Here is a 24,542-nt window from a genome sequence, read left to right on the forward strand (position 1 = left end):
CGTGCTGTCAGCGCCAGGCGAAGACCGGTTGTTCCAAGTGGTCCACCGGATCGGTACGCCCCTCCAGCCCCAACCACCTCAGCTGCAGCAGGACCGCACCAGTCGGAGCGTGGATCAGATCATTGCCCAAGGGGATCTGCACCACGGGGCGCGGGCTCTCCGGGATCTCGATGAACCGCGGAGAGTCTTCGCGCTGCAGTTGATGCAGCCCCACCCGATAGACCGCCACGACCTCGTCGGGGGACGGCTGCAGATCCAGGCGCCCACCGCCCCAGACCACGACCGGCGTGATGACATACCCAGACCGAGTCGGATAGTCGTCGAGCATCCCCAGAACGGCCGAATCGGCCAACCGAACGCCGACCTCCTCGTCCAACTCGCGCAGTGCGGCATCCACCACTGACTCCCCCGGGTCCAGTCGGCCACCCGGCAGCGCCCATTGCGCGGGATGCGAAGTGAGTCGAGACGTTCTGCGGCACAGAAGAAATGCTGCACCGCCCGACACGTCGATCATGCGGCCGTCGAGGTTGGAGTCTGGCATCCGCCCGGCGACCCAGTCCTCGACTGGGGCCGGATCAACGCGGTCCTCCCCGACCTCGGAGTCGACCAGCACCACGGCCACCGCCGCGTGCCGCTTGCTGGGGTCGGAGACCACGCGCCGCTCATGCCGCGCCAGATGGGTCTTGATCTGCTCCCGAAGCCCCTCGGTGTAGGTGATCGTCACCTCCCGACCATAGGCAGCAGGGGGCAAGGTCGCATTCATCACCGGCGTGGCCCGCGGTCAGGGCCGCGCCCACGCGGTCGCGATGGCCAGAGAAGGTGCCGACATCATCGCCGTCGATATCTGCAGGCAGATCGAGTCCAACCCGTATCCCCTTGCCACACCGGATGATCTCGCCGAAACCGAACGCGCGGTGAAGGAACTGGGCCGCCGCGTCGTCGCGCGGGTGGCCGACGTCCGGGAACGCCACGAACTGCGGGAAGCCGTCGAGGCCGGCCTCGCCGACCTCGGCAAGATCGACATCGTGGTCGCAAACGCCGGAATCCTGCCGATGGCCATGGGTAAACCCGACCCGATGCAGTTCGTCGACGCCAGCGACGTCGACCTGGTGGGCGTGATGAACACCTTCGCCGTGACGGTCCCCCACCTGCCCGCCGGCGCGTCCATCATCGTGACGGGATCGACCGCGGGCATGATTCGGGGCACCACGGACAACCCCAACATGGGTCCTGGAGGTCCGGGTTACGGCTGGAGCAAGCGCATCGTCATGGAGTACGTCGAGGAGATGTGCCTGCATCTGGCGCCGCGGATGATCCGGGTCAACGCCATCCACCCGACCAACTGCAACACCAGCCTGCTGCAGAACGACGGCATGTACAGCGTGTTCCGACCCGATCTCACCGCCGAGGGCAAGCAGGCCACCCGCGAGGACGCCGAACCGCTGTTCACCATCTTCCAGGCCATGCCGATCCCCTACATCGAACCCGAGGACTCGGCCAACCTGGGTGTCTTCCTGGCCAGCGACGAGAGCCGGTACATCACGGGCCAGCAGATCCGGGTCGATGCCGGATCGCTGCTCAAGTGGCCCAACGGCCCGGGCCGATGACCTAGCCAGACACCCGCGCGGTGCGGCTGACGTGGGTACGCTCGACAGCGGCATGAACCTCAACCTGCGCATCCCGGTGATCGCCGCCCCGATGGCGGGCGGGGCGTCCACACCGGAAATGGTGATCGCGGCCGCACGCGCGGGCAGCATCGGGTTCGTTCCCGCCGGTTACCGGACGGCTGAGGCGCTGGCGGACCAGATCTCGGTTGTTCGTGCCGCCTCAGTTCCGTTCGGGGTCAACGTCTTCGCTCCCAATCCCGTCCCGGTCGACCTCGAGGAATACCGCCGATACCGTGCGGCACTGCAACCGGATGCCGACAGGTTGGGGGTTGCGCTGCCCGCCGACCCGATCAATGACGACGATGCCTTCGACGCCAAGATCGACCTGCTGCGCCGCGATCCCGTCCCGATCGTCAGTTTCACGTTCGGCCTGCCCACCAGCCAGGTCATCGGGGATCTGCGTCGCGCGGGGACAGCGGTCGTCCAGACCGTCACCTCCCTGGTTGAAGCCGAGATGGCCGCCGCGGCCGGAGTCGACATGCTCGCCGTGCAGGCCAGCACCGCCGGAGGTCATTCCGGCACGTTCACACCGGATCGGATGCCGCCGCCCGTTGCGCTCACCGACCTCGTCCGACAGATCACCGATGCGATCCGGCTGCCCGTCATCGCGGCCGGCGGGATCGCTGGCCCTGACCAGGTCGTCGCGGCACTCGACGCGGGTGCCGACGCGGTCGCGGTGGGCACCGCACTTCTGCTCGCCGACGAGAGCGGCGCCTCCGCCACACATCAGCAGGCCCTGACCGATCCGGCCCGGACGACGACGGTGCTCACCCGCGCGTTCACGGGTCGGCCCGCACGAGGGCTGCGCAACTCGTTCATCGACACCTTCGAACCGTCGGCACCGCTGGGATATCCGGCGATCCACCACCTGACCAGCCCGCTGCGCAAGGCCGCCGCGGCGGCGGGTGAGGCCGATCTGGTGCATCTGTGGGCTGGGGTCGGGTACCGGGAGGCCCGCCGAGCCCCCACCGCGGAGGTGCTCGCCGAACTCGCCGGGGAGCACCCGCCTACCGGGTAGCGGTACCCGCACGGTGGCGGCCAGCCACCTGCAGTCTTGCCCGCCAGCGTCGATGTCCCGGCGGTCACGTCAAGGGATGGTTTTCACAGCTGTCGAACACAACGACTCGGCAGTCGAATTCAATTCCTTCGACAAGACAGGTGAGACCGATGGCCGATCAGAAGACCGTTCACGAAGTGACCTACGATCTGCTCCGAACACTGGGAGTGACAACCTTTTTCGGCAACCCGGGTTCGACCGAGCAGACCTTCCTGCAGGACTTTCCCGAAGACTTCACCTACGTGTTGGCCCTCCAGGAGGCCTCGGCACTCGCGATGGCCGACGGATTCTCGCAGGCAACCGGCAAGCCCGCGTTGGTGAACCTGCACACCGCGGCGGGCACCGGCAACGCGATGGGCAGCCTGGTGGCCGCCTACCGCGCGAACACTCCGTTGATCGTCACCGCGGGACAGCAGACGCGTGAGATGTCGCTGATCGACCCATACCTCAACAATCCCGACGCGACGACCCTGCCCAAGCCGTGGGTGAAGTGGTCCTATGAACCGGCCCGTGCCGAAGACGTCCCGGCGGCGTTCATGCAGGCCTACGCGATCGCCACGCAGCCCCCGATGGGCCCGGTGTTCCTGTCCATCCCGTTGGACGACTGGGACAAGCCCGCCCCCGGTCCGGCGACCGTGCGCAGCGTGAGTGACCGCGTGGCCCCCGACGCCGCACGGCTTGCCCAGTTCGCCGAGCGGATCAATGCCGCCGAGCGTCCCCTGCTGCTGCTCGGCCCCGAGGTGGACCGCACCGGCGCGTGGGACGCGGGAATCGCGTTCGCCGAGAAACTCCGGGAACCCGTCTACGGCAGCGCACTCGGTGACCGGATCTCGTTCCCGGAGGACCATCCGCTCTACGCCGGCCCGCTTCCGATGACCATCGCCGAGGTCGAACAGACCGTGCACGGCCACGATCTCGTCGTGGCGATCGGCGCGCAGGTGTTCCGCTACTACCCGTATGTCGCGGGCGAGTACCTCCCGGAGGGCACCGACCTGCTGCAGATCACCTCCGACAGCCACCTGACGGCCGTCGCGCCGGTGGGCGACAGCCTGCTCGGCGATGTCGGGATGGCGTTGGTGGCACTGACCGATCTGGTCGAGGCGCCGGCCGACCGCGAGGCACCCGCGCCGCTGGTGCGGCAGCGGCACTCCGATCTGCCCGCGACGGCGCCCATGACCTCGAACGCGGTCTACGAGGCGCTGAGCACCGTCAAGCCCGATGACGCCGCACTGGTGATGGAGTCGACGTCGACGATGCTCGACCTCTTCAACTGGCTGCCCACGACCCACCCGGGGAGCTTCTTCGCCACCGGCAGCGGCGGGATCGGCTGGGGTGTCCCCGCCGCGGTGGGACTCGCCCTGGGCGATCGGGCCCGAGGCGTCGACCGCCACATCGTGGCCACGATCGGCGACGGCTCGTTCCAGTACTCGATCCAGGCGATCTGGACCGCGGCACAGCACAAACTCCCGATCGTCTTCGTGGTGCTGCGCAACGGCGAGTACGCGATCCTCAAGTCGTTCGCAGAACTGGAGAAGACCCCGGGCGTCCCGGGCCTGCAGCTGCCCGGCCTCGACATCGCGTCACTGGCCACCGGATTCGGTTGCCGCACAGTGAACGTCGAGAGCAGCGACATGCTGGCCGACGAGTTCAAGGCCGCACTGGCCGCCGACGGACCCACCGTTCTGGTGGTGCCCACCATCCCGCAACTGCCGCACCTCGGCTGACCCGATGTTCATCGGCGGGGCTCGACGTGAGCTCCGCCGATGGCCCTGTCCCAAGGAGAGAGACCATGCCTGTCTACACCTGCACCCTCGCACAGGGAACCCTGTCCAACGAGGCCAAGTCCGATCTGGCCCGCGAGATCACCACGATCCACTCCGCCGTCAACCACGTGCCCGGCAACTACGTCAACGTGGTGTTCAACGAGCTTCCGCCGACCGACGTCTTCTCCGGCGGCCAACCCGGCCAACCGCTGATCATCAACGGCTGGGTCCGCACCGGCCACCCGGATGAGGAGACGTCACAGTTGGTGCGTGAAATCGCCGACGCGGCAACACAAGTCACCGGAGTTCCAGTCGAGAAGGTCCTCGTGGTGATCCAGAACAGCCCCGCGCACCACGCCATCGAAGCGGGCCGGGTACTGCCCGAACCGGGCCAGGAGCACACCTGGCTCGCGGCGGGAGGTTGATGACGGGCGAATGACCCCGCTCACGGACGCGGTTCTGGCACACCAGGATCAGGGGCGTCGGGCGTTCGGCCCGGCGCCTCTGATCGTATGAGCCGTCCGGCAACAGCAGCCGGCTGCCGACCCAACAGCAGCAGCGCCGCCCCGCCGAGGAACGCCGCGATGCCCGACAGCACCAGGAATCCGTCGAAACTGTCCGTCGCGTGCAGCATCCGACTCAACACCAACGCGCCGAGCGCCGACGAGACGCCGATCGCGGCAGACAGGATGCTCAACACCGTGCTGTAAACGGACATGTCGAAACGGCGCGCCACCAGGTAGGCGATGACGTCACCCTCGGCCCCCCACGCCGCCCCCAGACAGCACACCGCCAACACCAGCGCCGGGAACCCGTCCAGCGAGGACGCCAACAACACGCAACCGAGCCCGGGCAACGCCATCGCGACCGCCGCAACCAGATGCGGAGGCAGGCGGTCCAGCGCCACCCCACAGATGAACCGACCGGCGATCACCGCGACGGCGAAGGTCGAGACCAGAACCGCCACCGTCTGTCCGTCGGGCATCGAATCCCGGAGCATGATCCCCAACTGGCTGGTCGTCACGCTGTGGTACAGGTTGCACAGCAGCACACCGGTCATCAGGATCCAGAACACCCCGCTTCCGGCGATCGCCCGGTAGTCGGTGGCCGCTCGGCGCTCCCGCGCACCGGATCTGGCGTTGGCATCAGTGGCCGGGATGAGCGCCATCGCCAGCGCACCGATGGCGGCGATCGTCACCGCAATGGCGACGCATCCCGCGCGCCATCCGTAAGCGCGGTTGATGGCGTCGACCACGGGGACTCCGATGGCCCCTAGCAGCGGTGGGCCGGAGATGGCCACGGCCAGTGCCAGTCCTCGGGCTTGGGAGAAGCAGGCCGCGACAATGCGGCTGTAAATAGCAGGGGTGGTGGTCACCCCCAGAGAGACGGTGGCCGCGGTGATCGCGAAGTACTGCCAGAGAGACCCCGACATCAGTGCGTAGCCGATCCAGCACAGGGGCAGGCCGACGACGCCGACGATCGCGATCCGACGGACGCCGAAGAGGTCGGTCAGCCGGCCACACAACGGAAGGAACACGAACGTCAGCAGGGCGATGGTTCCGGTGAGTGCGAAATCAGCGCGGTCCCAGCCGAAGGCGGCCAGGAGCTGCGGACCCATCGCGGCGTTGGTGTACGCACTCAGACTCAGCCCGACGCTCAGGCCCGCGGTGGCCGCCGCGAGTGGACGCCAATGTGTCCGCAGTTCACCGAGATACGTCACCAGCGCACTCCCCACACCGCGGCCAGCCACACCGCGCTGATCACGTCGACGACCTCCTCACGCTGGCTGGCGTCCGCCGTCGCTCCGCGCTCAAGCAGCGTCCACACCGTCATTCCCATCAGTGCCGAGACCAGGCCGGGCAGGTCTTCACTGGCGGGCTTGACCTTCCCCGCGGACTGGAGCAGGTTCAGGACCTGGCAGATCTGTCCCGTGGTCTGCGTGGTCAGGTCGCTCCACTGCCGTGCGATCTGGGCGTCGGAGCTCCGAGCCTCCACGACTGCGGCCAGCAGACCGTGGTGCTGGTGCCAGATCTCGACCGCGTCGCGCGTGATCTGACGGGTCAGGTCGCTCGGTGCGCTGGTGAGGTCGAGCCCGTCGAGCAGGGGTCGCGCTGCCGCGAAACGCGCCCACACCTGATCCATGGCCGCCGCCAGCAGCGCGTACTTGGATTCGAAGTAGAAGTAGAAGGCCGACCTGGTGACGCCGGCGTGCCTGGTGATCTGCAGGACCGACAGTTCGGCGAGCGAGTGGTCGCACAGCAGTTCCTGAACGGCGCCCACCAAACGTGCGCGCTGCAGTTCGCCGCGACCGGGTGCGCGCCGGTCGCCTGACGGGCGCCCGATCTCGGTTTCGGACATCGCTGCTCCTGGTGTGTCGGCCGGTTTGGCGGAGGATACCGCGTCCCTGACCACCGTTGACATCACGTCGAGTGAACCTGACACTGTGTCAGGTTCAGTCGAACCTCGCGAGGGCACCTTGGCCAGATTCCGACGTCAACCGCACCCGGCCTCGGCCGCATGCACTGCTGGCCGGGAATGAGCGCGCACATGCCGGAACGCTGCGGGCGCCTCCGCTGATACTGAAGACCTGCGCACCGGGAGAGGATCCGATGGACGACGTCACGACACTGCTCGAGATCGAAGCGATCAAATCGCTCAAGGCCCGGTACTGCCGCCTGCTCGACACCAAGGAGTGGCAGTCCTGGCGAGCGCTGTTCACCGATGACTTCGTCAGCGACACCTCGAAGGCCGGCGGCAAGGTGATCCACGGTGCCGACGAGTTCGTCGCGTTCACCCGGCGGAGCCTGCGAGCGCAGCCCACGGTCCACCAGGTGCACGCGCCCGAGATCGAGCTGACCTCGGCGACCACCGCGCGCGGCGTGTGGGCGCTCGAGGACGTGGTGCGTTTCGGGCCCGGCGTGAATCTGCGCGGGTACGGCCACTACACCGAGACCTACGAGAAGTCCGGCGACACGTGGCAGATCAAGACCTCGACACTGACCCGGCTGCGTGAGGACGTGTTCAATGGCCTGTTCGCGGTGTACATGTCACCGCGGATCCGCCGAGCCCTGATGCAGTCGGCCCGCCGAATCACGAAGTGATGCCGACCTATTGGGCCTGATGCGCAATCTGGATGAGGTTTCCGCACGTGTTCGTCGAAGACGGCCGTGGTCACCGGCCCCATGTCGGTGGGCTGTTGGGTGAACCGCACACCGGCCGCGCTCAGTCGCTCATATTCGGCCTGCACGTCGTCGACCTCGAATGACGTGAACGGGATACCGTCGGCCACCAGTGCCGCCTTGAACGGTTTGACGGCCGGATGCTCGTCGGGTTCGAGGACGAGTTCGGTGCCGTCTGGGACCTGCGGGGAGACCACGGTGATCCACCGATGGGCACCCATCGGGATGTCGCGCTTGGGCGCGAAACCCAGGACGTCGGTGTAGAACCGCAACGCCCTGTCCTGGTCATCGACCAGGATGCTGGTGAGGTTGATTCTCATGATGAGCCCTTTCCGGGGTCATGGTTCGCGTTCACGACCCGGCGCCCCCGTCAGCCACCGCGCAACGATCGGCTCGAGCGGCGCGGTGTTGATGTAGTGGAACTTGTATCGGCCCTCGCGGCGGGTCTCCACCAGGCCGGCGGCCTCGAGGACATCCAGGTGCTGCGAGACCGCCTGTCGCGTCGATCCGAGTCCATGTCTGCTGGCCAGGCGGGCACAGATCTCGAACAGCGTCTGCCCGGTTCGCTCCGTCAGTTCGTCGAGGATGATGCGCCGAGTGGGATCCGCCAAGGCCTTGAAGACATCCCCCACACACCCACGTTAGGCAAGCACTCACTTGCCGGTCAAGGGTGTCCGAGTGCACGGTTTCAGACGCTGACTCGTTGGGTACACCGATGCCGTCCGTCCGGGGGGCGTCGATGGCCCGCGGGGTTTCCGGTTCGATGACAAAGGCGATTTATGATGCGGATCTTTCATCGTTGGCTCGTTGTTCTCACGTTGCTCTTCTCGGCCGCAGGCGTTCCCACCATGGCCGCCTCAGTCGCGCAGGCCGAACCCTGTCCGGATGTGCAGGTGGTCTTCGCCCGGGGAACCTTTGAACCTGTCGGTGTCGGCGAGACAGGACAATCGTTCGTCGACGCGCTTCGGGCCCGCACCGCGGGGCGTTCCGTCGATGTCTACGCGGTGAACTATCCCGCGTCGCTCGACTTCGCCACGGCGGCCGACGGTGTGATCGACGCCAGCAACAAGGTCCGAGACGTCGCGACGGTGTGCCCGGACACCGAGATCGTGATCGGCGGCTACTCCCAGGGCGCGGCGGTCGCCGCCTACATCACCGCGGACTCGGTGCCCGCAGGATTCGCCCTGCCGCCGGGCCTGACGGGTCCGATGCCGGCTTCCGTGTCCGACCACGTCGCCGCGGCCACCCTGTTTGGCAAACCGTCGACCGGCTTCCTGCAGATGATCTACACGGGCGCGCCACCCATCACCGTCGGGTCGCACTACGTCGACAAGACCCTCGACCTGTGCATCCCCACAGATCCGGTGTGCTCGCCGACCGGCGGCGACAACGGAACGCACACGGCCTATGCCCACAACGGCATGACTGATCAGGCCGCCGATTTCGTCGCGGGCAAGCTTCCGGCCGCCGACCGGGCCAGGACCTGAGAGCGCGACGCGACTTTATCGTGATCTTATTTTGGCCTTATTTTTCTTATTTTCCGGGTAGGGTGGCCTCCACACGCCGGTAAGCGCACCGCGCTTCACGAACCACCGGCGGCGACGGGAGGAACCCATGGAACCGAACGGCAGAACCCGGATCGTTCTGGTCACCGGAGCCTCGCGAGGCATCGGCGCCGAGGTCGCGGAGCAGTTCGCCCGCCCCGGGACCCACGTGATCGTGCACTGCCGGTCCGACCACGCCGACGCAGACCTGGTCGCCGCCCAGATCAGGTCCGCCGGAGGCCAGGCCTCGACATTTGCGGCCGACATCGCCGACGAAGCCGCCGCAGCGGGAATGCTCGACGAGATCGCCCATCGGTTCGGACGGCTCGACGCTCTGATTCTGAACGCTTCGAGCCTGCCGGACGCCGATACGGGTGTGGCGGGCGCGATGCGCAGCAATCGGGAGGCGCAGCGTCGTCTCGCGCGTCTGGCGCTGCCGCTCATGCCTGCCGGCGCCCACATTGTGTTCGTCACCAGCCACCAGGCCCACTTCTATCCGCACAAAGCCGTGCCGATGGGGTACGCCGCGGTCGCGGCGAGCAAGCGGGCCGGTGAAACCACGCTGTACGCGATGAAGCCCGAGTTTGACCGGCGGGGTGTGCACTTCACCGTGGTCTCCGGCGACCTTCGGCAGGCCACGCGGTCAGCCGTCAGGCGCGCTCCTGCGCTCGCCACCCTTGGAAGCCGCAGCATCCACCGCAGCCTCGCGTCCGTCATCGCCCAGACGACGTCGGCGACAAGCCCGTCGGGAATCGTCTACGTCGGCGGCACCGAACGCGCCGTCGACCTGCCGGCCTGACTTCAACGACGTCGTCGGAGCCAGATGACGGCGCCGACAAGAGCGGCCACCGCGACGACGGCGCCCACCGGAATCGCAGGCCGCCTCCGCACGGTATCGCTCAGTTCCGCGGTGCGGTGTGCGATGTCAGCCTTGGTCTCGGCGGCTTTCTGTTCCACCCGGCCTTTGACGTCGAGTTTGTCCGACAGCGCGCTGACGGTCTCGCCCAACTGTTGACGGGTCGCATCGATGTCGGCACGAAGTTCGTCCATGTCTGCGGACGGTCCGGGTTCAGGGTTGGGGTTCATCGGCGCGCTTCCTTGATCTCATCGATATCCCGCTTGATGCTGTCGATCGACTCCGCCGCCGGCGGCGGCACCTGCTCGACCTGCTTGCGGCTGACTGCGGCCATCACAGCCGCGACGATGAACAGGATGACCGCGACGATCGTGGCCGCAGCCCACACCGGCAGCAGGAGGGACAGGGCTGCAATCGCCGCGGCAACCAGCGCGGCCGCCCCCAGGACCGCGACCACACCGGCGACTCCGAGCAGGCCCGCCCCCATTCCGGCGTGACGTGCCGACTGCTGCAGTTCCTTCTGCGCCAGCCTTATCTCGTCCCGGACGAGCCTCGATGTCTGCAATGACAACTGCGTGAGCAGTTCCGCCGTCGAAGCCGTCGGCGCCTGCGTCGAGTGTGATGTCGTACTCATCGGTGACCTCCTCGCCTTGTCTCCTGACCTGCGTGCCCGCCCGGTCACCGGCGCAAACATGGCGGTTCCTCTTGCCCCGCGCCGGGGTAACCGAGAACGTGTCGGGGCGCGGTGCAGGAAGAGGTCGATCCGGATGACGACGCAGGGGGCACAGGATTTCGTCCCGCGCACCAGGTCACTGACGACATTGGCGCGAGCCGCACATCACTGTCGGGGCTGCCCGCTGTATCGAGACGTTCACCGATCACATCGGCATGCCCGCAATCGCGGGCATGACTCGACGATCATGTCGGGGTGGATCCAGCGCAGGCTCCGGGGGTGAATGCGATGGGCAGCACCGACGGGCCGGTGTTGCCGCTGTCGGGCAGCCACCGATCGCCGGGGAGGCGTCGCGGTGAGGTGAGTCGCTGGGCGAGCAGGTGAAGGGCTTCACTCATGTCGCTGCGTGCCACGAAGTGGCCGAGACAGTGGTGCATCCCGCCGCCGAACCCGAGCTGGGGACGCCGTTCGGCGGTGATGTCGAAGGAAACCTCGGCGCCGTCGGTGTCATCGGTTCCCGCCAGTCCGTTCAGCAGGTGGACTGTCGTGCCCTTGGCGATGTGCACGCCCTGGAACTCGAAGTCCTCCAGCGCCTCACGGGTCACCCAGGTGACCGTGGGAGCGACGCGCATGACCTCTTCGACCGCCGCACGGCCGAGTTCGGGCCGCTGGGCCAACAGCTTCCACTGGTCCGGGTGGTCGATGAAGGTGGTCAACGCAAGGCTGAGCTGGTTGCGAGTGGTGTCCATGCCGGCGAAGATCGCGTGGGCCAGCGCGGTGCGCAGTTCGTCGTGGGTGATGGTGGATTCGTCCCGCGCGGCCTGGACCAGTTTGGTGGTGAAGTCGTCTCCGGGGTTGGCGGTGCGGTCGGCGATCAGATCGTCGGCGTAGCCGTAGAGGCCGGCCAATGCCTTCTCGATCTCGTCGAGGTCGTCCCGGATGGTGACGGTCAGTGCCAGGCCGACCGCTGAGGACCAGCTGGCGATCGTCTTCCATTCGGACTCCGGGATGCCCAGCAGGATCGAGATGACCCGCGCCGCATAGGGTTCGGCGAACTCTGCGACGAAATCGCATTCGCCGCGGTCGATGAACGCGTCGATCAGTTCGTTGGCCAAGGCCTGGAATCGGGGCACCAGACCGTCGATGAGTCGCGGCGAGAACCCCGGGTTGTGCAGTCGGCGCAGCCGCGCGTGGTCGGGACCTTCGTAATTGATCACCGCGGTGCGCCAGAACTGGTGGAACAGGCCGTCGGTGACCCCGTTCTTCTCGGGCCAGGCGTAGCTGCCCTGCCGCAGTTTGCGGTTCTTCAGCAGCTTCGACATCTCCTCATAGCGCAGCACGGCCAACCCGTAGGGCGTGCGGGCATACCAACTCTGCGCTCGCGCAGCGCGGGCCTCCGCGGAGTCCATGGAGAAATTGGGGTCCGACAGGTCGAGAAATGGCACGTCGTTGGCGGTGGCGGTGTCCAGGCTCATGCTCTGACTCCTTCGCTTGGCCGGCGGGGATGCCTGCGGTGGATGCGCTGGCGACGATGACGCGTGCGAGAGGGCGAGCCGACCCCTCGGATGCCAAAACCCTACACATGGAGTTTTTAACGGCACGTATCGAGCAGAGCCGCTTCACGCGGCGGAAACGTCACTGGGACCAGCCGGCCAGTTTCGGCTTATTCCCTTGGGGCTGTTGTCATGCCGGTGAATCATCGGCGATCACCGGCCTGAACTTCCGATTGCACCGGTGAGCGCTCACCACGGTTCTTCAGTCACCACACACACCCAACCTGCCGTCAGACGCCGGCGGCCCCGTCGATGCGTTCACGGATCAGGTCGGCATGCCCGCAGTGGCGGGCATACTCGGCGATCATGTGGGTGTAGATCCAGCGCAGGCTGACCTCGCCACCGACGAACGGGCTGGTGTCGTCGAGCGAACGCGACGCGCAGTTGGTGCGAGCATGTCCGATCTCGTCCTGCCAGATCTGCGCGGCGACTCGGTATGACGACTGCGGCGTCACGTCGAAACCGCCTTCGTGGCCCTCGGGATGATCTCGTGGTCCGAAAATCGGTGGCGCATCCTCGCCGGTGAGCACCCGGCGAAACCAATTCCGCTCCACCTCCGCGGCGTGCTGCACCAAGCCCAGCAGGGTCAGCGCCGACGGCGGCACCGACGCAGCGCGCAACTGCTCGTCATCGAGGCCCTCGCATTTGGACGCCAACGTCACCCGATAGAAGTCGAGCCAATTCTCCAGCGTCGTGCGTTCATCAGCGTTCAGCGGCGGCATCGGCCGCTCCAGCGACGTCACGCCCACCGATGATGCCACCCCATTCACCCCGTGTGGGTCTGCGTCAGCTTCTGAATCAGCTCGATCTCGCGCGGCCGGTAGGCGGTGCCGTCAGGATTCAAGAGGTCGTGGAACCACGTCTTCGGCGGCTTCGGGTACGGCCGCCGCCACGAGTCCCACGGCAGATTGGTCTGGGTCTTGCCCGCCACGAGTCCCCACGCGTACGCACCGACACCGCGCCGCTTGGCGATCGGAAGGATGCCCTCGACGGTGCTGCCGAGGCTTCGGGCCAGGAACTCCGTGCACAGGATCGGCCGCCCCAGCGGTGTGAGTTCGGCGATGCGCTTCTCGAAGCCCACCGGCCCGGCATAGCTGTGAAACGAGATCACGTCGGATTCAGCGAGCTGAATGGCGGAGGCCGCCGTGCGGCGGGCCGGATCCGACCAGTTGCCCTCCCAGACTCCGCTGGTCAGCGGCTGGGACGGGGCGACGTCCCGCGCCCAGCGGAACACCTGGGGAAGCAGGTCGGCGACCAGCTTCTCCTTGTCCGGCCGTTCATACCGCTTGTACTGCGGTGCGGGGTTGTCGGGCTCGTTCCACAGGTCCCACGCCAGCACCCGATCATCGTCACGGAACTGGGCCAGCACCCCCATGACGTAGTCACACAGCAGGAGGCGCTGCCGGCGGTCGCCTAGTCGTTCGGCACCCGGACTCTGCACCCAACCCGAGTTGTGCACGCCGGGCCGGGGTGCCCGCTGCCTGCCCAGTTTCGGCGCGGGATCCCAGCACGAGTCGAACAGCACGAACATCGGCTTGATCCGGTGCCGCGCCGCGATCGTCACGAACTGCGCCAGTCGGCGCTGAAAACCGGCGCGATCCTGCGCCCACAGCTGGTCGTGCAGGAAGACCCGCACGGTGTTGAGTCCCGCCAGCCGCGCCCATCGAAGTTCTCGGTCGATGCGCAGCGCGTCGTAGGTGGCCGGCTGGAACATCTCCAGCTGGTTGACCGCAGTGGACGTGATGAAGTTTGTGCCGACCAGCCAGCCCTGCCCGTCGTACCAGCGACGTGCCCGTTCCGGGGACCAGCGTCCTGGCGCGGCGGAGGCCACGCCAAGCCGAGACAGCACCACTGCGGGCGCCAACAGCAGGGGCAGTTTCAGAAAGTTTCGGCGGTGCAGCGGGGAGGTGAGTCGTGGGGGCTCGGGGAGCAAACTGCAGTCCTTTGGGGCGTCGTCGTCACACGTTTCGCGCAGCAGAACTCAAAGGGTTCATCACCTCAGAGCGGGCGCCGGAACGCCTCAAGCGCGAGATCGAGTCGCGCGCACCTGAACTGGTCGGCGCCACAACGTCATTGAGCGGCGCACCGGTTCCGCCGGCAGCCGCGAGTCTACTGGGCCAGACACCCACCTGGCACATCCACAGGTCAGCGCGGGTCCCCACACCGGCGCGCGCGAAACCCACTTGACGTCAAGGCATATAAGCAGCAGGTTTATGGGTATCTGCCTGTTGTGGCGCTGATCACTGCGTGTGGCCGCCACCCAGGCAGGACAGGAGAAGCGCGGTGCGCTCTGAATTTCATCGACAGTTGGACGCACTCAACACGGACCTGGCACTGATGTGCCACACGGCGGGTGCGGCAATGCATTCCGCCACCGAGGGGCTGGTGGCGGTGGACGTGGACGCCGCAGAACAGGCGCTGTCCACCCTCGACGAACTGTCCCAGATGCGGCGCACCGTCGAACACAATGCGCTTGCACTGCTCGCCCTGCAGGCCCCCGTGGCCAGCGACCTTCGCGCGGTCGTGGCGGCCGTACACATCGCGTCGGACGCCGACCGGATGGGCGGACTCGCAGCCCACGTCGCCCGCACGGTGCGACGACTCCACCCCACCCCCGTCCTCCCTCATGAGGTGGTCGGACAGTTGGCCGAGATGGGCAACCTGGCGACCGACCTCGCTGAGGACGCCGCCGCGGTCATCAAGGACGGAGATCCTGTTCGAGCCAGCCGCATCCGCGACGACGACGAAGCGATGGACAACATGAACCGCGGCCTGTTCGCGATCGTGATGTCCCCGCACTGGCATCACGGGGTGGCGGCCGCCGTCGATCTGGTCCTGCTCGGCCGGTTCTATGAGCGGTTCGCCGATCATGCGGTGGCGATCGCTGCCCGGGTCCTTTTCCGCAGCACCGGTCGCGGCATCGTCAACCACGCGCCGCAGGCCCGTGGCCAGGCATCCTGACCCGTCAGCGGGTCAGGCCGGTGATGAGGCGGCGCAACGCCGACGTCAGCGACCGCGGTACCCGATCGGGGTCCATCAGTTCGTTCTCGGCTAGCGGACTGGCCTCGCCGGCCACGATGTCCTCGGTGAACGGTCGCAGCGTCCGGCCCTCGCCGCGGAGGTCCTCGATAGCCCGCAGGAACGACGCACCTTCCCGCACCCGCTGCTCGAACTCGTCGACTGTGACGCCGAGGTGCTCGCAGACGAGTCCGCGCCGCACCGACCTGACGACGGTGCGGACGTCCTCGCCGGCCGAGCTGTCGTGCGCGGCCTCGATGGCCACATCGCACTCGCTGTCGAACCCCATGGAGCGGTTGTTGAGGTTGGAGGACCCGACCCTCAGCAGCACGTCGTCGATCACCAGGACCTTGGAGTGCACGTAAATCGGCGTTCCCCCGTCGGTCACGGGCCAATACACCCCCAACCGACTGTGGGCGTCGGCCTCCCACAACCGGTGCAGCAGACGTTGGCGCGCGCTGTCCATCGACGCCTGTTCGAGACGGCTCTCCGATCTGCGCGGGATCACGATCACGACCTCAGGCCCGTGTGGTTCGGCCAGTCGCGCGGCGAGGGCGTCGACGACGGTGCGCGACGCGAGGTACTGGTTCTCCAGGTAGATGACCTGCCGGGCCGCGGCAATCGCGGCGAGATTCAGGGCCTCGATCTCGCGGATCTCGCGCTGTGGCTCGAGCCGTGGCATGGTGCGCGCCATCCCGACCTCGACGGCCCGCAGGTCGGGGTCCAGCCCGCGGGGCCACGTGGAGTGCGCGACCTCGAGCGGGGCGAGGGCCTGGCCTGTGGCGGTGCGCCAGCGGTCCCGCGCGATCTCTGCCAACGCCCTCGCCGCGGCGCCATCGACGGCGACGGCGACTTCGTGGCGCGGACCGTAGCCGCGCCCCAGCGTCCGACGGTCACGGCCGGCATCGGCGTGGGCCGTGGTGTCCCAGCGATCCAGGGTCATATCGATCCCACCGCAGAACGCCACGGCGTCGTCGACGACGACGATCTTCTGGTGGTGCACGGCGCCGGTGGGGTGCGCGCCGTCGACCGCGAGGTGCATTCGGCTGCTGCTGAGGCGGTTCACCAGACCAACTGGGGTCAGGCCGTACCAGAGATCGCCGAAGGCCGGCAGCAGGCGCAGGTTCGACTTCAGGACGTGGACATCGAGTGCTGCCCGCTTCCAGAGCAGCCAGTACAGGAGCGCCCCAAGTTGGTTCGGACCCGCCAGCGTGCGATCCCCGCGTTCGAGTGTGGTGCGGGAGTCGAAATCCCAGCCGATCAGGATGATGCGCCGACGTGCCCGCAGCAGGGCGGCCTTGACGTGCCGAAAGTAGTCGGCGCCGTCGACGATGTGGGCGAACCGCTCAGCGCGCTCGACCCGCCAGCAGGTGTGGCCCGGGACCAGCACGCGGTCGTCGGGCATGGGCTAAAAGCGGGCTGCACGGGCCATTGCGGACACAGCGGTTGTCTATCACAACGCGCAGGCCAGCGCCCGGCCAGCGAACACCAGGTGGCCGATAAATATTGATGTGCTATGCATATTCGGTGATCCCTCCGCGGTACGTCCGCCGCCGCGAATCCGCCCTGGGAAGGGTTCGCGGATGACGGCCGACAAGAAGCACGGGCTGGGTCGAACGCAGCCACGCAACGCGGCGGGGCTGATGTTCGACCCAGTGTTCGGCGTGCTGTTCTGGGGCAAGGTGTTCTCCGTCGTGGCGGTGTGGACACACAGCATCGTCGCGGCGATCGTGATGTACGACGCGACCCAGTCGGCCCTGATGGTGGGTCTCGTCGGCGTCATGCAGTTCGGCCCTCAGTTGATCCTGACCCCGACGAGCGGCAAATGGGCTGACACCGGGAACCCGGCTCGCCAGATCCTGCTCGGCAGACTCCTGTGCGTCGCCGGGTCGGGTTCCACCGCGACATGGTTCTTCGTGTCCCCCGCGATGCAGGGCATGACTGCTGCCATTCCCGTGCTGCTGGGTTCACTGCTGGTGGGACTCGGCTTCGTCGTCGGCGGACCGGCCATGCAGTCGATCGTGCCGAACCTCATTCGCCCCGGTGAACTGTCCACCGCAATGGCACTGAACAGCATGCCGATGACCATCGGACGCATCATCGGTCCCGCGGCAGGGGCCTACCTCGCGGCGCACCTCGGGCCTGCGGTGGCCTTCGCGGTCAGCACGGGCCTGCATCTGCTGTTCGCCCTCCTGCTGATCGCGGTGCAATTCCCGGCCCCGCGTCCGCTGCGCGAGGGCGCGGACTACCGGGTGCGGGTCGCGGTCCGGTACGTCATGCGGGACCGCCCCCTGCTGCTGGCTCTGCTGGCGGTGACGACGGTCGGTGTGGCGTCCGACTCCTCGATCACGCTGACTCCGTCGATCGCCGACGCACTCGGGGGCGGCCCCAGCCTGGTCGGGACGTTGTCGGCGGTGTTCGGTGTCGGCGCGGCAGTCGGCATGGGCATTCTGGCCCTGCTGCGGGGCAGGATCGTCTCGGCCCGCGTGTCGTCAATCGGCCTCATCGGCCTCGGCGCGGGGTGCGCAGTGCTCGCGGCCGCGTCAGTGCCTGCGGTCGCCGTCACGGGATTCGCACTCGCCGGCCTGGGCTTCGGCTGGGCCATGACGGGGCTGAGCACGGTGGTCCAGGAACGCGCGCCCGAGGAGTTGCGTGGCCGGATCATGGCTCTGTGGCTCGTCGGCTTCCTCGGTTCGCGGCCGATCGCGGCCGTGGTGCTCGGCGGGACGGCGGATGCCGTCGGCGTCTACGCGGCCTTCGCCGTCGCGGCCGCGCTGTGCATTGCCGTCGCGCTGTGGTGCCGGCCCGCGACCCTGACCGGCCCGCTGCCGTCTCCTCAGGGCGTTCCGGGCGCCTCGTAGCCGCGGGTCATCCAGTACACCGTGCGGTCGAGCGCGGGCAGGATGTCCGTGACGGCGATCTCGCCGGCCACGAATCGTCCCAGCAGGCCGTAGACCACGCTGGTGACGACGTCGTTGAGGTCGGCGGCGAACGCCACGTCGACCCCGTCGAGGATCTCCCGACCCGTGGGTGCCACGAAGTCCAAGCCGAAGCGGAACAGCTGCTGACCGTTCGGCGACGACCTGGCACGGAAGTACGCGGTCAGCATCCCGGGGTGACGTTCCCAGGGTTCGAAGATCGTGCGGAAGAGTTCCATCAGGCCCTCGTAGAGCGAGGCGCCCGGTTGTTTCGGCAGCGGGGTGATATTCGAGTAGCGATGCCGCTGCGTCCAGGCCTGCAGCGCCGCGAGGATCAGTTCGTCGCGGGTCGCGTACCGCTTGTAGATGGTCGCCAGCGAACTGCGGGCCCGCCGCGCGACCTCGCGCAGTTGCACGGCGTCGTAACCCTCGGTCTCCAGCATCTCCATGACGACGGCCAGAATCCGGTCCTCGCTCCGGTTGCCGTCGCCGGCGTCGGCCACCACTGATCACCCCTTGTCGCCGTCGAGTAACTCGGTTACAGTACGCGCAGTAACACGGTTACTCCACATTTCGCCCGCGCATCGAAGCGAGGTTTCATGGGTTCTCTCGACGGCAGGGTCGCGTTCATCACCGGAGTCGCGCGAGGACAGGGTCGCAGTCACGCGGTCCGCCTCGCCTCCGAAGGCGCGGCCATCATCGGTGTCGACATCTGCGCCGACATCGCCTCCAACGGCTACCCCATGGCGACACGGGACGAACTCGACGAGACCGTCGCACTGGTCGAGGCCGCGGGCTCGAAGATGCTCGGATCGGTGACCGATGTCCGCGACTTCCACGCGGTCAAGGACGCCATGGACTCCGGCGTCGAACACTTCGGTCGCCTCGACATCGTCTGCGCCAACGCCGGCATCGCGCCGACGGCGTTCCGCGAGATCGACATCCTCGAGGAACTCGACATGTGGAACGACGTCGTCGACGTCAACCTCTCCGGGTCGTTCCACGCGGCCAAGGCCGCGATCCCCCACCTGATCGCCGGTGCGCGCGGCGGATCGATAATCTTCACCAGTTCGACCGCGGGACTGCGCGGATTCGGCGGCATGCAGGGCGGCGGACTGGGTTACGCGGCCTCCAAACACGGGATCGTCGGCCTCATGCGTGCCTTGGCCAATGCCCTTGCGCCATACAGCATCCGGGTGAACACCGTGCACCCGACGGCGGTCAACACCATGATGGCCGTCAACCCCGCCATGACGGCGTTCCTGGAGGCCTATCCCGACGGAGGCCCGCACCTGAAGAACCCCATGCCGGTCGACCTCCTCGAACCCGAGGACATCAGCGCGGCCATCGCCTACCTGGTCTCCGACGCCGCGAAGTACGTGACCGGCGTGACCTTCCCCGTCGACGCCGGATTCTGCAACAAGCTGTGAGCGGGCGAATCACCGGAAAACGGGTGCTGGTGACCGGTGCAGCACGAGGGATGGGCCGCAGCCATGCCGTCCGGTTGGCCGAAGAGGGCGCCGACCTCATCCTGGTGGATATCTGCGAATCGCTTGCCGAACTCGAATATCCGCTTGCCACAAGGGAAGACCTCGACGAGACGGCCCGCCTGGTGGCCGCCCAGGGCCGACGCGCGATCACCCACGTCGTGGATGTCCGGGACGCCGAGTCGATGTCCGCGGCAGTCGACGACGGGGTGCGTCAACTCGGCGGACTGGACGCCTCGGTCGCCAACGCGGGCGTGTTGACGGTGGGCACGTGGGACACCACGACCTCAGCGCAGTGGCGCACCGTTGTCGACGTCAACCTGATCGGCACGTGGAACACGTGCGCCGCCGCCATCCCACACCTGGTGGAGCACGGCGGGAGCCTGGTCAACATCAGTTCGGCGGCAGGCGTCAAAGGCACTCCGCTGCATACGCCGTACACGGCCTCCAAGCACGGGGTGGTGGGACTCAGTCGCGCGCTGGCCAACGAACTGGCCGTGCACAACATCCGGGTCAACACCGTTCACCCGACTGGCGTCGAGACCGGGATGCGACCCGAGTCGCTGCACGGCGTGCTGGCCGAGGGCAGACCGGATCTCGTCCCCATCTTCCTCAATGCCATGCCCATCGTGATGGCCGAAGCCATCGACATCAGCAATGCGGTGCTGTACCTGGTCTCCGACGAGTCCCGTTACGTCACCGGCCTGGAACTCAAGGTCGACGCCGGCGTGACGCTGCGCTGACCGACACCTCGACGAAGGACACCCATGAAAACCAGCCCCCTCGACCGCTGCCGACAGGCGTTCGCCGATGTGATGACCGTTCCGGCGCCCGCGGATATCTCCGCAACGACGGCCACGATGCTCGAGTTTGTCTTCGCCGACGTGTGGCAGCGACCCGGATTGACCCGGCGTGAACGACGTTTCGTCACGCTGCCGTGCGTGGCCGCCGCCGACGCCGAGGGACCGTTGCGGGACCACGTGTACGCGGCACTCAACAGCGGAGATCTCAGCATCGTCGAAATGCAGGAAGCGGTCCTGCATTTCGCGGTCTATGGCGGTTGGCCGAAGGCATCGCGCTTCAACATGGTCGTCGACGAGCAGTGGGCCCGCATCCACGACGAGCGCGGCCTGCCGGTGCCCGCCGCCGAACCACTGCTGCCGCTCACGACCGCCAGCGATCCCGAGGAGCGCCTGACCGCGGGCGAGCGAGCTTTCCGGGAGGTCAACTGCCTGCCCTTCGCGCCGACTCGGGACAACCCATTCCACGGCGCGGGCATCCTGAACTTCGTCTTCGGCGAGATGTGGCTGCGCCCGGGCCTCGGCATGAAGGAGCGCCGACTGATCACGGTGGCATGCGTGGCCTTCCAGGACGCGCCGTATCCGATCCTGAGCCACGTGTACGCGGCATTGAAGAGCCGCGAGGTGTCGTTCGACGAGATGGACGAACTGGCACTGCATTTCGCCGCGCACTACGGTTGGCCCAAGGGGGCCAACCTCGCGCAGGTCATCAGCGAGCAGAAGGTGCGCGTCAGCGCCGAATGGGCCGCCGAGTCCTCATGACCGGCTGAACTCGATGCGCAACTCGCTCAGGCCACGCAGCAGGAAGGTGGGCTCGTAGCGCAGGTTTCGAGCCCCGGCGGGACCGTGGACGGTCTCGTCGAGCCGGATCTCGCTCATCCGATCCAGCATCCGGCGAATCGTGATCTGCCCCTCCACGCGCGCCAGCGGGGCACCGGCACAGGTGTGGATGCCACGGCCGAACGCGATGTGCTCACGCACGTTCTTCCGGTCCGGCCGGAACTCATGGGGATCCTCGAACTTTCGGGGATCACGGTTGGCCGCCCCAAGGCACAGCATGACGATCGTCCCGGCCGGCAGCCGCTCACCACCCAACGTCGTGGTCCTGCGCACCAGGCGGAAGTCGACCTTCGTCGGCGAATGCATCCGCAGCGCCTCTTCCATGAAGGTCGGTATGCCGTCCGGGTTCTCGCGCAGCTGCTGTTGGAACTCAGGACGGTCGGCGAGCACCAGCACTGCGGCACTGAGCAGCTTGGTCACGGTCTCCTGCCCCGCCGCGAACAGGAATGTGGCGGGCTTGACCACCTCGATGAGTTCGGGCGTCGATCCGTCGGGATAGAGCGCGGAGGCCATTCCCGACAGCACGTCCTCCCGCGGCTCACGGCGCCGCTCGGCGAGGTACCCGGCGAACTTGTCGTCGAGGTACTGCAGCGGATCGAGACCGACCGGCTCGCCGTCGAGCGCGCCTACGCGATTGCCCTCCCGGGGCTCCCCCGCGCCCAGAGCGGCCAGGAACTCGGGACGGTCCTCCTCGGGCACACCGAGCAGGTCGATGATCGCCGACGTGGCGAACGGCTTGGCGTACTCGGACAGGAACTCGCACCGGCCGTTGTCGATGAACTGGTCGAGTTGGTGGTCGACCAGTTGCCACATGTAGTCCTCGTTCTCCTTGAGCCGGCGCGGCGTCAGGAGCCGGCTCAGCAGGGAACGGGCCTTCTCGTGGGCCGGCGGGTCCATCACGACCATGTGCTCGTGGATGGGGAACTCGTGGCGGTGCGCCTCGATCAGGTCGCTGATGTCGTCGCCGACCGGCTCGAACGGCAGCGGGGGGAACGGGCCGCCGATCGCGTTGACCGCCGAGAACGTGTCATGGTCCTTGAACGCCGCCATGACCTCCTGATAGCCCGTCACCGCCACGACGCCGTAGTGCGGCTCCCGGTAGACGGGGTTCTTCTCACGCAACGCGTCGAAGTAGTCGTAGGGGCTCTGGGCGATGTCGGGGTCGGAGAAGAAGTCGGCTGCTGCCAGGTCCGTCACGGCTGGGCGTCCTTTCGTTCGGTCGTCAGTGGTCGGTGTCGGGAAGTTCGGAATCGACGACGCTCAGCGCCCCGCGGGGGCACGCGTCGATCGCTGCCAGTGCGAGCGGCCACAGGTCGTCACTCGGCTGTTCGGCGCACTCCGCAACCTCGTCGTCGGACAGGACGAACAGGTCCGGCGCGGACTCGATACACAGCGCGTGTCCCTCACACAGGTGCGCATCAACTCGGATTCGCTTGGACCCAGCCATCGCCGCCCTTCCGCCTCTGATCGATCGACCAAATTGATAGAATGCGCCCATGCTTAGCACGGCGCGCCGAAGCCGGTCAAGAATCCGCCTTGCGGGGCGGCCCTGAATGGCCACGTCCCGCAAGGCGAAGACCACCGACCACGGCGCACGTCAGCGACTGATCGAGGCAACCGCCAAGATCATGCGCGACGAGGGTTACGCGGCGGCGACATCGCGCCGGGTGGCGGCCGAGGCCGGCGTCAAGCAGGCCCTCGTGTACTACTACTTCCCCACCATGGACGACCTGTTCGTCGAGGTGCTGCGGTCGGGTGCGGAGGCCTCGTTGGAACGCATGCGAGAGGCGCTGACCCACGACGATCCGTTGTCCACGCTGTGGGCACTCAACAGCGACTCCCGAACCACCGGACTCAACACGGAGTTCATGGCACTTGCCAACCACCGCAAGGCCATCCGCGCCGAACTGAAGGCCTACGCCGAGCGTGTCCGCGACATCGAGTCCGCAGCCGTCGCGGTGGCACTGCGCACCCGCGGACTCGACCTGTCGGAGTACCCGCCGGTGGCCGTGTCGATGTTGATCGCCCAGACCGCCCGCAGCCTGTGCAATGAGAGCGCCGTCGGCGTGACCCTCGGGCATCAGGAGTTGCGCGAGTTCGTCGAGCGCCAACTGGCCGCGCTCGCGGCGCACCCCCAGCCCTGACCCGCGAGCGGGCAGGGGTCCCCGCTTGTGGGGCGTCTGCACGCCCCTTCTCGGCGTGTCCCGTCCCAGGGCGGCCGCTCGCGAGACACCACGTGGGGCACGAATGGTTGACAGTTGCACCCTCTGGTGCCACGCTTCCTGATCGATCGACCAAACAATCCACATCTCAGAAGCGAGGTATCCCCGGTGGGCGGACGAGTAGAAGGAAAAGTTGCGTTCATCACGGGCGCGGCACGCGGCCAAGGACGCAGTCACGCCGTGCGACTGGCCGAAGAAGGCGCCGACATCATCGCGATCGACGTGTGCAAGCGCATCAGCAGCACCGAGGAGATCCCGGCCTCCACGCCCGACGACCTGGCCGAAACCGCTGACCTGGTCAAGGCCCTGAACCGGCGCATCGTCACCGCCGAGGTGGACGTCCGCGACTTCGACGCCGTCAAGAGCGCGGTCGACAGCGGCGTCGAGCAGCTCGGCCGCCTCGACATCGTCGTGGCCAACGCCGGCATCGGCAACGGCGGACAGACGCTGGACCTGACCAGTCAGGACGACTGGGACGACATGATCGACGTCAACCTCTCGGGGGTCTGGAAGTCGGTCAAAGCCGCGGTGCCGCATCTCCTCGCGGGAGGCCAGGGCGGCTCGATCATCCTCACCAGCTCGGTCGGCGGGCTCAAGCCCTACGCCCACACGGGCCACTACATCGCCGCCAAGCACGGCGTCATCGGATTGATGCGCACGTTCGCCGTCGAGTTGGGCCAGCACTTCATCCGGGTCAACGCCGTCTGCCCGACCAACGTGAACACACCGTTGTTCATGAACGAGGGCACGATGAAGCTGTTCCGTCCCGACCTGGAGAACCCGGGCCCCGACGATATGGCCGTGGCCGCGCAGTTCATGCACGTGCTGCCGATCGGCTGGGTCGAGCCTGTCGACGTCAGCAATGCCGTGCTGTTCCTGGCCTCTGACGAATCCCGTTACGTCACAGGTCTTCCGGTCACCGTCGACGCGGGCAGCATGCTCAAGTAGTGCCGCAGATCGTGGCC

26 protein-coding genes and 2 pseudogenes are annotated in these 24,542 nt (G+C 67.3%); 14 read left to right on the plus strand and 14 right to left on the minus strand.

Annotated features, from left to right (window positions below; genetic code table 11):
- Positions 1-7: 7 nt before the first annotated feature.
- Entirely contained in the window at positions 8-724 is a 717-nt protein-coding gene (locus tag G6N34_RS23675; protein ID WP_085151962.1) for an NUDIX hydrolase, read from the minus strand.
- A 22-nt stretch (positions 725-746) separates the two neighbouring features.
- Between G6N34_RS23675 and G6N34_RS23680 the strand changes: the two are divergent.
- The 4 genes and pseudogenes from G6N34_RS23680 to G6N34_RS23695 all read left to right on the plus strand — a co-directional run.
- A pseudogene (locus G6N34_RS23680) lies at positions 747-1,607 on the plus strand (mycofactocin-coupled SDR family oxidoreductase); the annotation flags it as partial.
- A 52-nt stretch (positions 1,608-1,659) separates the two neighbouring features.
- A complete protein-coding gene (locus tag G6N34_RS23685; protein WP_085152199.1) occupies positions 1,660-2,685 on the plus strand; it encodes an NAD(P)H-dependent flavin oxidoreductase in 1,026 nt (341 codons plus the stop codon).
- A 149-nt stretch (positions 2,686-2,834) separates the two neighbouring features.
- A complete protein-coding gene (mdlC, locus tag G6N34_RS23690) occupies positions 2,835-4,448 on the plus strand; it encodes a benzoylformate decarboxylase (RefSeq protein WP_085151964.1) in 1,614 nt (537 codons plus the stop codon).
- Between the two features lie 65 nt (positions 4,449-4,513).
- The gene (locus G6N34_RS23695) at positions 4,514-4,912 is read left to right on the plus strand and encodes a tautomerase family protein (RefSeq protein WP_085151965.1); all 399 of its coding nucleotides are present in this window, start codon (positions 4,514-4,516) and stop codon (positions 4,910-4,912) included.
- A 20-nt stretch (positions 4,913-4,932) separates the two neighbouring features.
- Here G6N34_RS23695 and G6N34_RS23700 read toward each other — a convergent pair whose 3' ends face one another.
- Entirely contained in the window at positions 4,933-6,207 is a 1,275-nt protein-coding gene (locus G6N34_RS23700) for an MFS transporter (RefSeq protein WP_234812889.1), read from the minus strand.
- The gene (locus G6N34_RS23705) at positions 6,204-6,845 is read right to left on the minus strand and encodes a TetR/AcrR family transcriptional regulator (protein WP_163645488.1); all 642 of its coding nucleotides are present in this window, start codon (positions 6,843-6,845) and stop codon (positions 6,204-6,206) included. The genes G6N34_RS23700 and G6N34_RS23705 overlap by 4 nt, the downstream gene beginning before the upstream one ends.
- Before the next feature lie 251 nt (positions 6,846-7,096).
- On the opposite strand from G6N34_RS23705, the gene G6N34_RS23710 reads away from it, so the two are divergent.
- Positions 7,097-7,588 carry a nuclear transport factor 2 family protein gene (locus G6N34_RS23710; RefSeq protein WP_085151967.1) on the plus strand — a complete coding sequence of 164 codons (492 nt, stop codon included), beginning with the start codon at positions 7,097-7,099 and terminating at the stop codon, positions 7,586-7,588.
- A 7-nt stretch (positions 7,589-7,595) separates the two neighbouring features.
- Here the strand turns inward: G6N34_RS23710 and G6N34_RS23715 are convergent.
- Together G6N34_RS23715 and G6N34_RS23720 are read right to left on the minus strand one after the other, a co-directional pair.
- Positions 7,596-7,986: pseudogene (locus G6N34_RS23715) on the minus strand (VOC family protein).
- A gap of 18 nt (positions 7,987-8,004) precedes the next feature.
- Complete coding sequence (locus G6N34_RS23720; RefSeq protein WP_085151968.1) at positions 8,005-8,298, minus strand: ArsR/SmtB family transcription factor; 294 nt, start codon at positions 8,296-8,298, stop codon at positions 8,005-8,007.
- A gap of 147 nt (positions 8,299-8,445) precedes the next feature.
- Between G6N34_RS23720 and G6N34_RS23725 the strand changes: the two genes are divergently transcribed.
- Together G6N34_RS23725 and G6N34_RS23730 are read left to right on the plus strand one after the other, a co-directional pair.
- Positions 8,446-9,153 (plus strand): cutinase family protein, encoded by a 708-nt coding sequence (locus tag G6N34_RS23725; RefSeq protein WP_085151969.1) that lies wholly within the window; start codon positions 8,446-8,448, stop codon positions 9,151-9,153.
- Between the two features lie 127 nt (positions 9,154-9,280).
- The gene (locus G6N34_RS23730) at positions 9,281-10,009 is read left to right on the plus strand and encodes an SDR family oxidoreductase (RefSeq protein ID WP_085151970.1); all 729 of its coding nucleotides are present in this window, start codon (positions 9,281-9,283) and stop codon (positions 10,007-10,009) included.
- Positions 10,010-10,011: 2 nt separating this feature from the next.
- On the opposite strand, the gene G6N34_RS23735 is transcribed toward G6N34_RS23730, so the two are convergent.
- From G6N34_RS23735 to G6N34_RS23755, 5 genes are all read right to left on the minus strand, one after another.
- Entirely contained in the window at positions 10,012-10,296 is a 285-nt protein-coding gene (locus G6N34_RS23735; protein ID WP_085151971.1) for a DUF3618 domain-containing protein, read from the minus strand.
- Positions 10,293-10,700 (minus strand): phage holin family protein, encoded by a 408-nt coding sequence (locus G6N34_RS23740; RefSeq protein ID WP_085151972.1) that lies wholly within the window; start codon positions 10,698-10,700, stop codon positions 10,293-10,295. The genes G6N34_RS23735 and G6N34_RS23740 overlap by 4 nt, the downstream gene beginning before the upstream one ends.
- Before the next feature lie 284 nt (positions 10,701-10,984).
- Positions 10,985-12,214: a cytochrome P450 gene (locus tag G6N34_RS23745; RefSeq protein ID WP_109788486.1), complete on the minus strand. Its 1,230-nt coding sequence runs from the start codon at positions 12,212-12,214 to the stop codon at positions 10,985-10,987.
- A gap of 308 nt (positions 12,215-12,522) precedes the next feature.
- Complete coding sequence (locus G6N34_RS23750) at positions 12,523-13,014, minus strand: DinB family protein (RefSeq protein ID WP_085152202.1); 492 nt, start codon at positions 13,012-13,014, stop codon at positions 12,523-12,525.
- A 44-nt stretch (positions 13,015-13,058) separates the two neighbouring features.
- Positions 13,059-14,192, minus strand: coding sequence for a glycoside hydrolase 5 family protein (locus G6N34_RS23755; protein ID WP_085152203.1), 1,134 nt, complete (start codon positions 14,190-14,192; stop codon positions 13,059-13,061).
- Positions 14,193-14,575: 383 nt separating this feature from the next.
- Here G6N34_RS23755 and phoU point away from each other — a divergent pair, with 383 nt between their 5' ends.
- The gene (gene phoU / locus G6N34_RS23760; RefSeq protein WP_085151973.1) at positions 14,576-15,253 is read left to right on the plus strand and encodes a phosphate signaling complex protein PhoU; all 678 of its coding nucleotides are present in this window, start codon (positions 14,576-14,578) and stop codon (positions 15,251-15,253) included.
- A gap of 4 nt (positions 15,254-15,257) precedes the next feature.
- Here phoU and G6N34_RS23765 read toward each other — a convergent pair whose 3' ends face one another.
- Positions 15,258-16,715, minus strand: coding sequence for a phospholipase D-like domain-containing protein (locus G6N34_RS23765; RefSeq protein ID WP_085151974.1), 1,458 nt, complete (start codon positions 16,713-16,715; stop codon positions 15,258-15,260).
- Between the two features lie 178 nt (positions 16,716-16,893).
- Between G6N34_RS23765 and G6N34_RS23770 the strand changes: the two genes are divergently transcribed.
- The gene (locus G6N34_RS23770) at positions 16,894-18,171 is read left to right on the plus strand and encodes an MFS transporter (RefSeq protein WP_085151975.1); all 1,278 of its coding nucleotides are present in this window, start codon (positions 16,894-16,896) and stop codon (positions 18,169-18,171) included.
- Here the strand turns inward: G6N34_RS23770 and G6N34_RS23775 are convergent.
- Positions 18,147-18,731, minus strand: a complete 585-nt coding sequence (locus G6N34_RS23775; RefSeq protein ID WP_264016523.1) for a TetR/AcrR family transcriptional regulator — start codon at positions 18,729-18,731, stop codon at positions 18,147-18,149. The genes G6N34_RS23770 and G6N34_RS23775 overlap by 25 nt on opposite strands.
- Before the next feature lie 96 nt (positions 18,732-18,827).
- Between G6N34_RS23775 and G6N34_RS23780 the strand changes: the two genes are divergently transcribed.
- The 3 genes from G6N34_RS23780 to G6N34_RS23790 are packed head-to-tail and all read left to right on the plus strand — an operon-like array spanning position 18,828 to position 21,277.
- Entirely contained in the window at positions 18,828-19,658 is an 831-nt protein-coding gene (locus G6N34_RS23780; protein ID WP_085151976.1) for a mycofactocin-coupled SDR family oxidoreductase, read from the plus strand.
- A complete protein-coding gene (locus G6N34_RS23785; protein WP_085151977.1) occupies positions 19,655-20,458 on the plus strand; it encodes a mycofactocin-coupled SDR family oxidoreductase in 804 nt (267 codons plus the stop codon). The genes G6N34_RS23780 and G6N34_RS23785 overlap by 4 nt, the downstream gene beginning before the upstream one ends.
- 24 nt (positions 20,459-20,482) lie before the next feature.
- Positions 20,483-21,277 (plus strand): carboxymuconolactone decarboxylase family protein, encoded by a 795-nt coding sequence (locus tag G6N34_RS23790; RefSeq protein ID WP_085151978.1) that lies wholly within the window; start codon positions 20,483-20,485, stop codon positions 21,275-21,277.
- Here the strand turns inward: G6N34_RS23790 and G6N34_RS23795 are convergent.
- Both G6N34_RS23795 and G6N34_RS23800 read right to left on the minus strand, forming a co-directional pair.
- On the minus strand, positions 21,272-22,552 hold the full coding sequence (locus G6N34_RS23795; protein WP_085151979.1) for a cytochrome P450: 1,281 nt from the start codon (positions 22,550-22,552) through the stop codon (positions 21,272-21,274). The two genes, G6N34_RS23790 and G6N34_RS23795, sit on opposite strands and share 6 nt — an antisense overlap.
- A gap of 25 nt (positions 22,553-22,577) precedes the next feature.
- Positions 22,578-22,802 carry a ferredoxin gene (locus G6N34_RS23800; protein WP_085151980.1) on the minus strand — a complete coding sequence of 75 codons (225 nt, stop codon included), beginning with the start codon at positions 22,800-22,802 and terminating at the stop codon, positions 22,578-22,580.
- A 106-nt stretch (positions 22,803-22,908) separates the two neighbouring features.
- Here G6N34_RS23800 and G6N34_RS23805 point away from each other — a divergent pair, with 106 nt between their 5' ends.
- The gene (locus G6N34_RS23805; RefSeq protein ID WP_085151981.1) at positions 22,909-23,499 is read left to right on the plus strand and encodes a TetR/AcrR family transcriptional regulator; all 591 of its coding nucleotides are present in this window, start codon (positions 22,909-22,911) and stop codon (positions 23,497-23,499) included.
- Positions 23,500-23,685: 186 nt separating this feature from the next.
- On the plus strand, positions 23,686-24,525 hold the full coding sequence (locus tag G6N34_RS23810) for a mycofactocin-coupled SDR family oxidoreductase (RefSeq protein WP_085151982.1): 840 nt from the start codon (positions 23,686-23,688) through the stop codon (positions 24,523-24,525).
- The last annotated feature ends 17 nt before the right edge of the window (positions 24,526-24,542 follow it).

It is taken from the genome of Mycolicibacterium confluentis (genome assembly GCF_010729895.1).
In the GTDB taxonomy this organism is placed as follows: Bacteria; Actinomycetota; Actinomycetes; order Mycobacteriales; family Mycobacteriaceae; genus Mycobacterium; species Mycobacterium confluentis.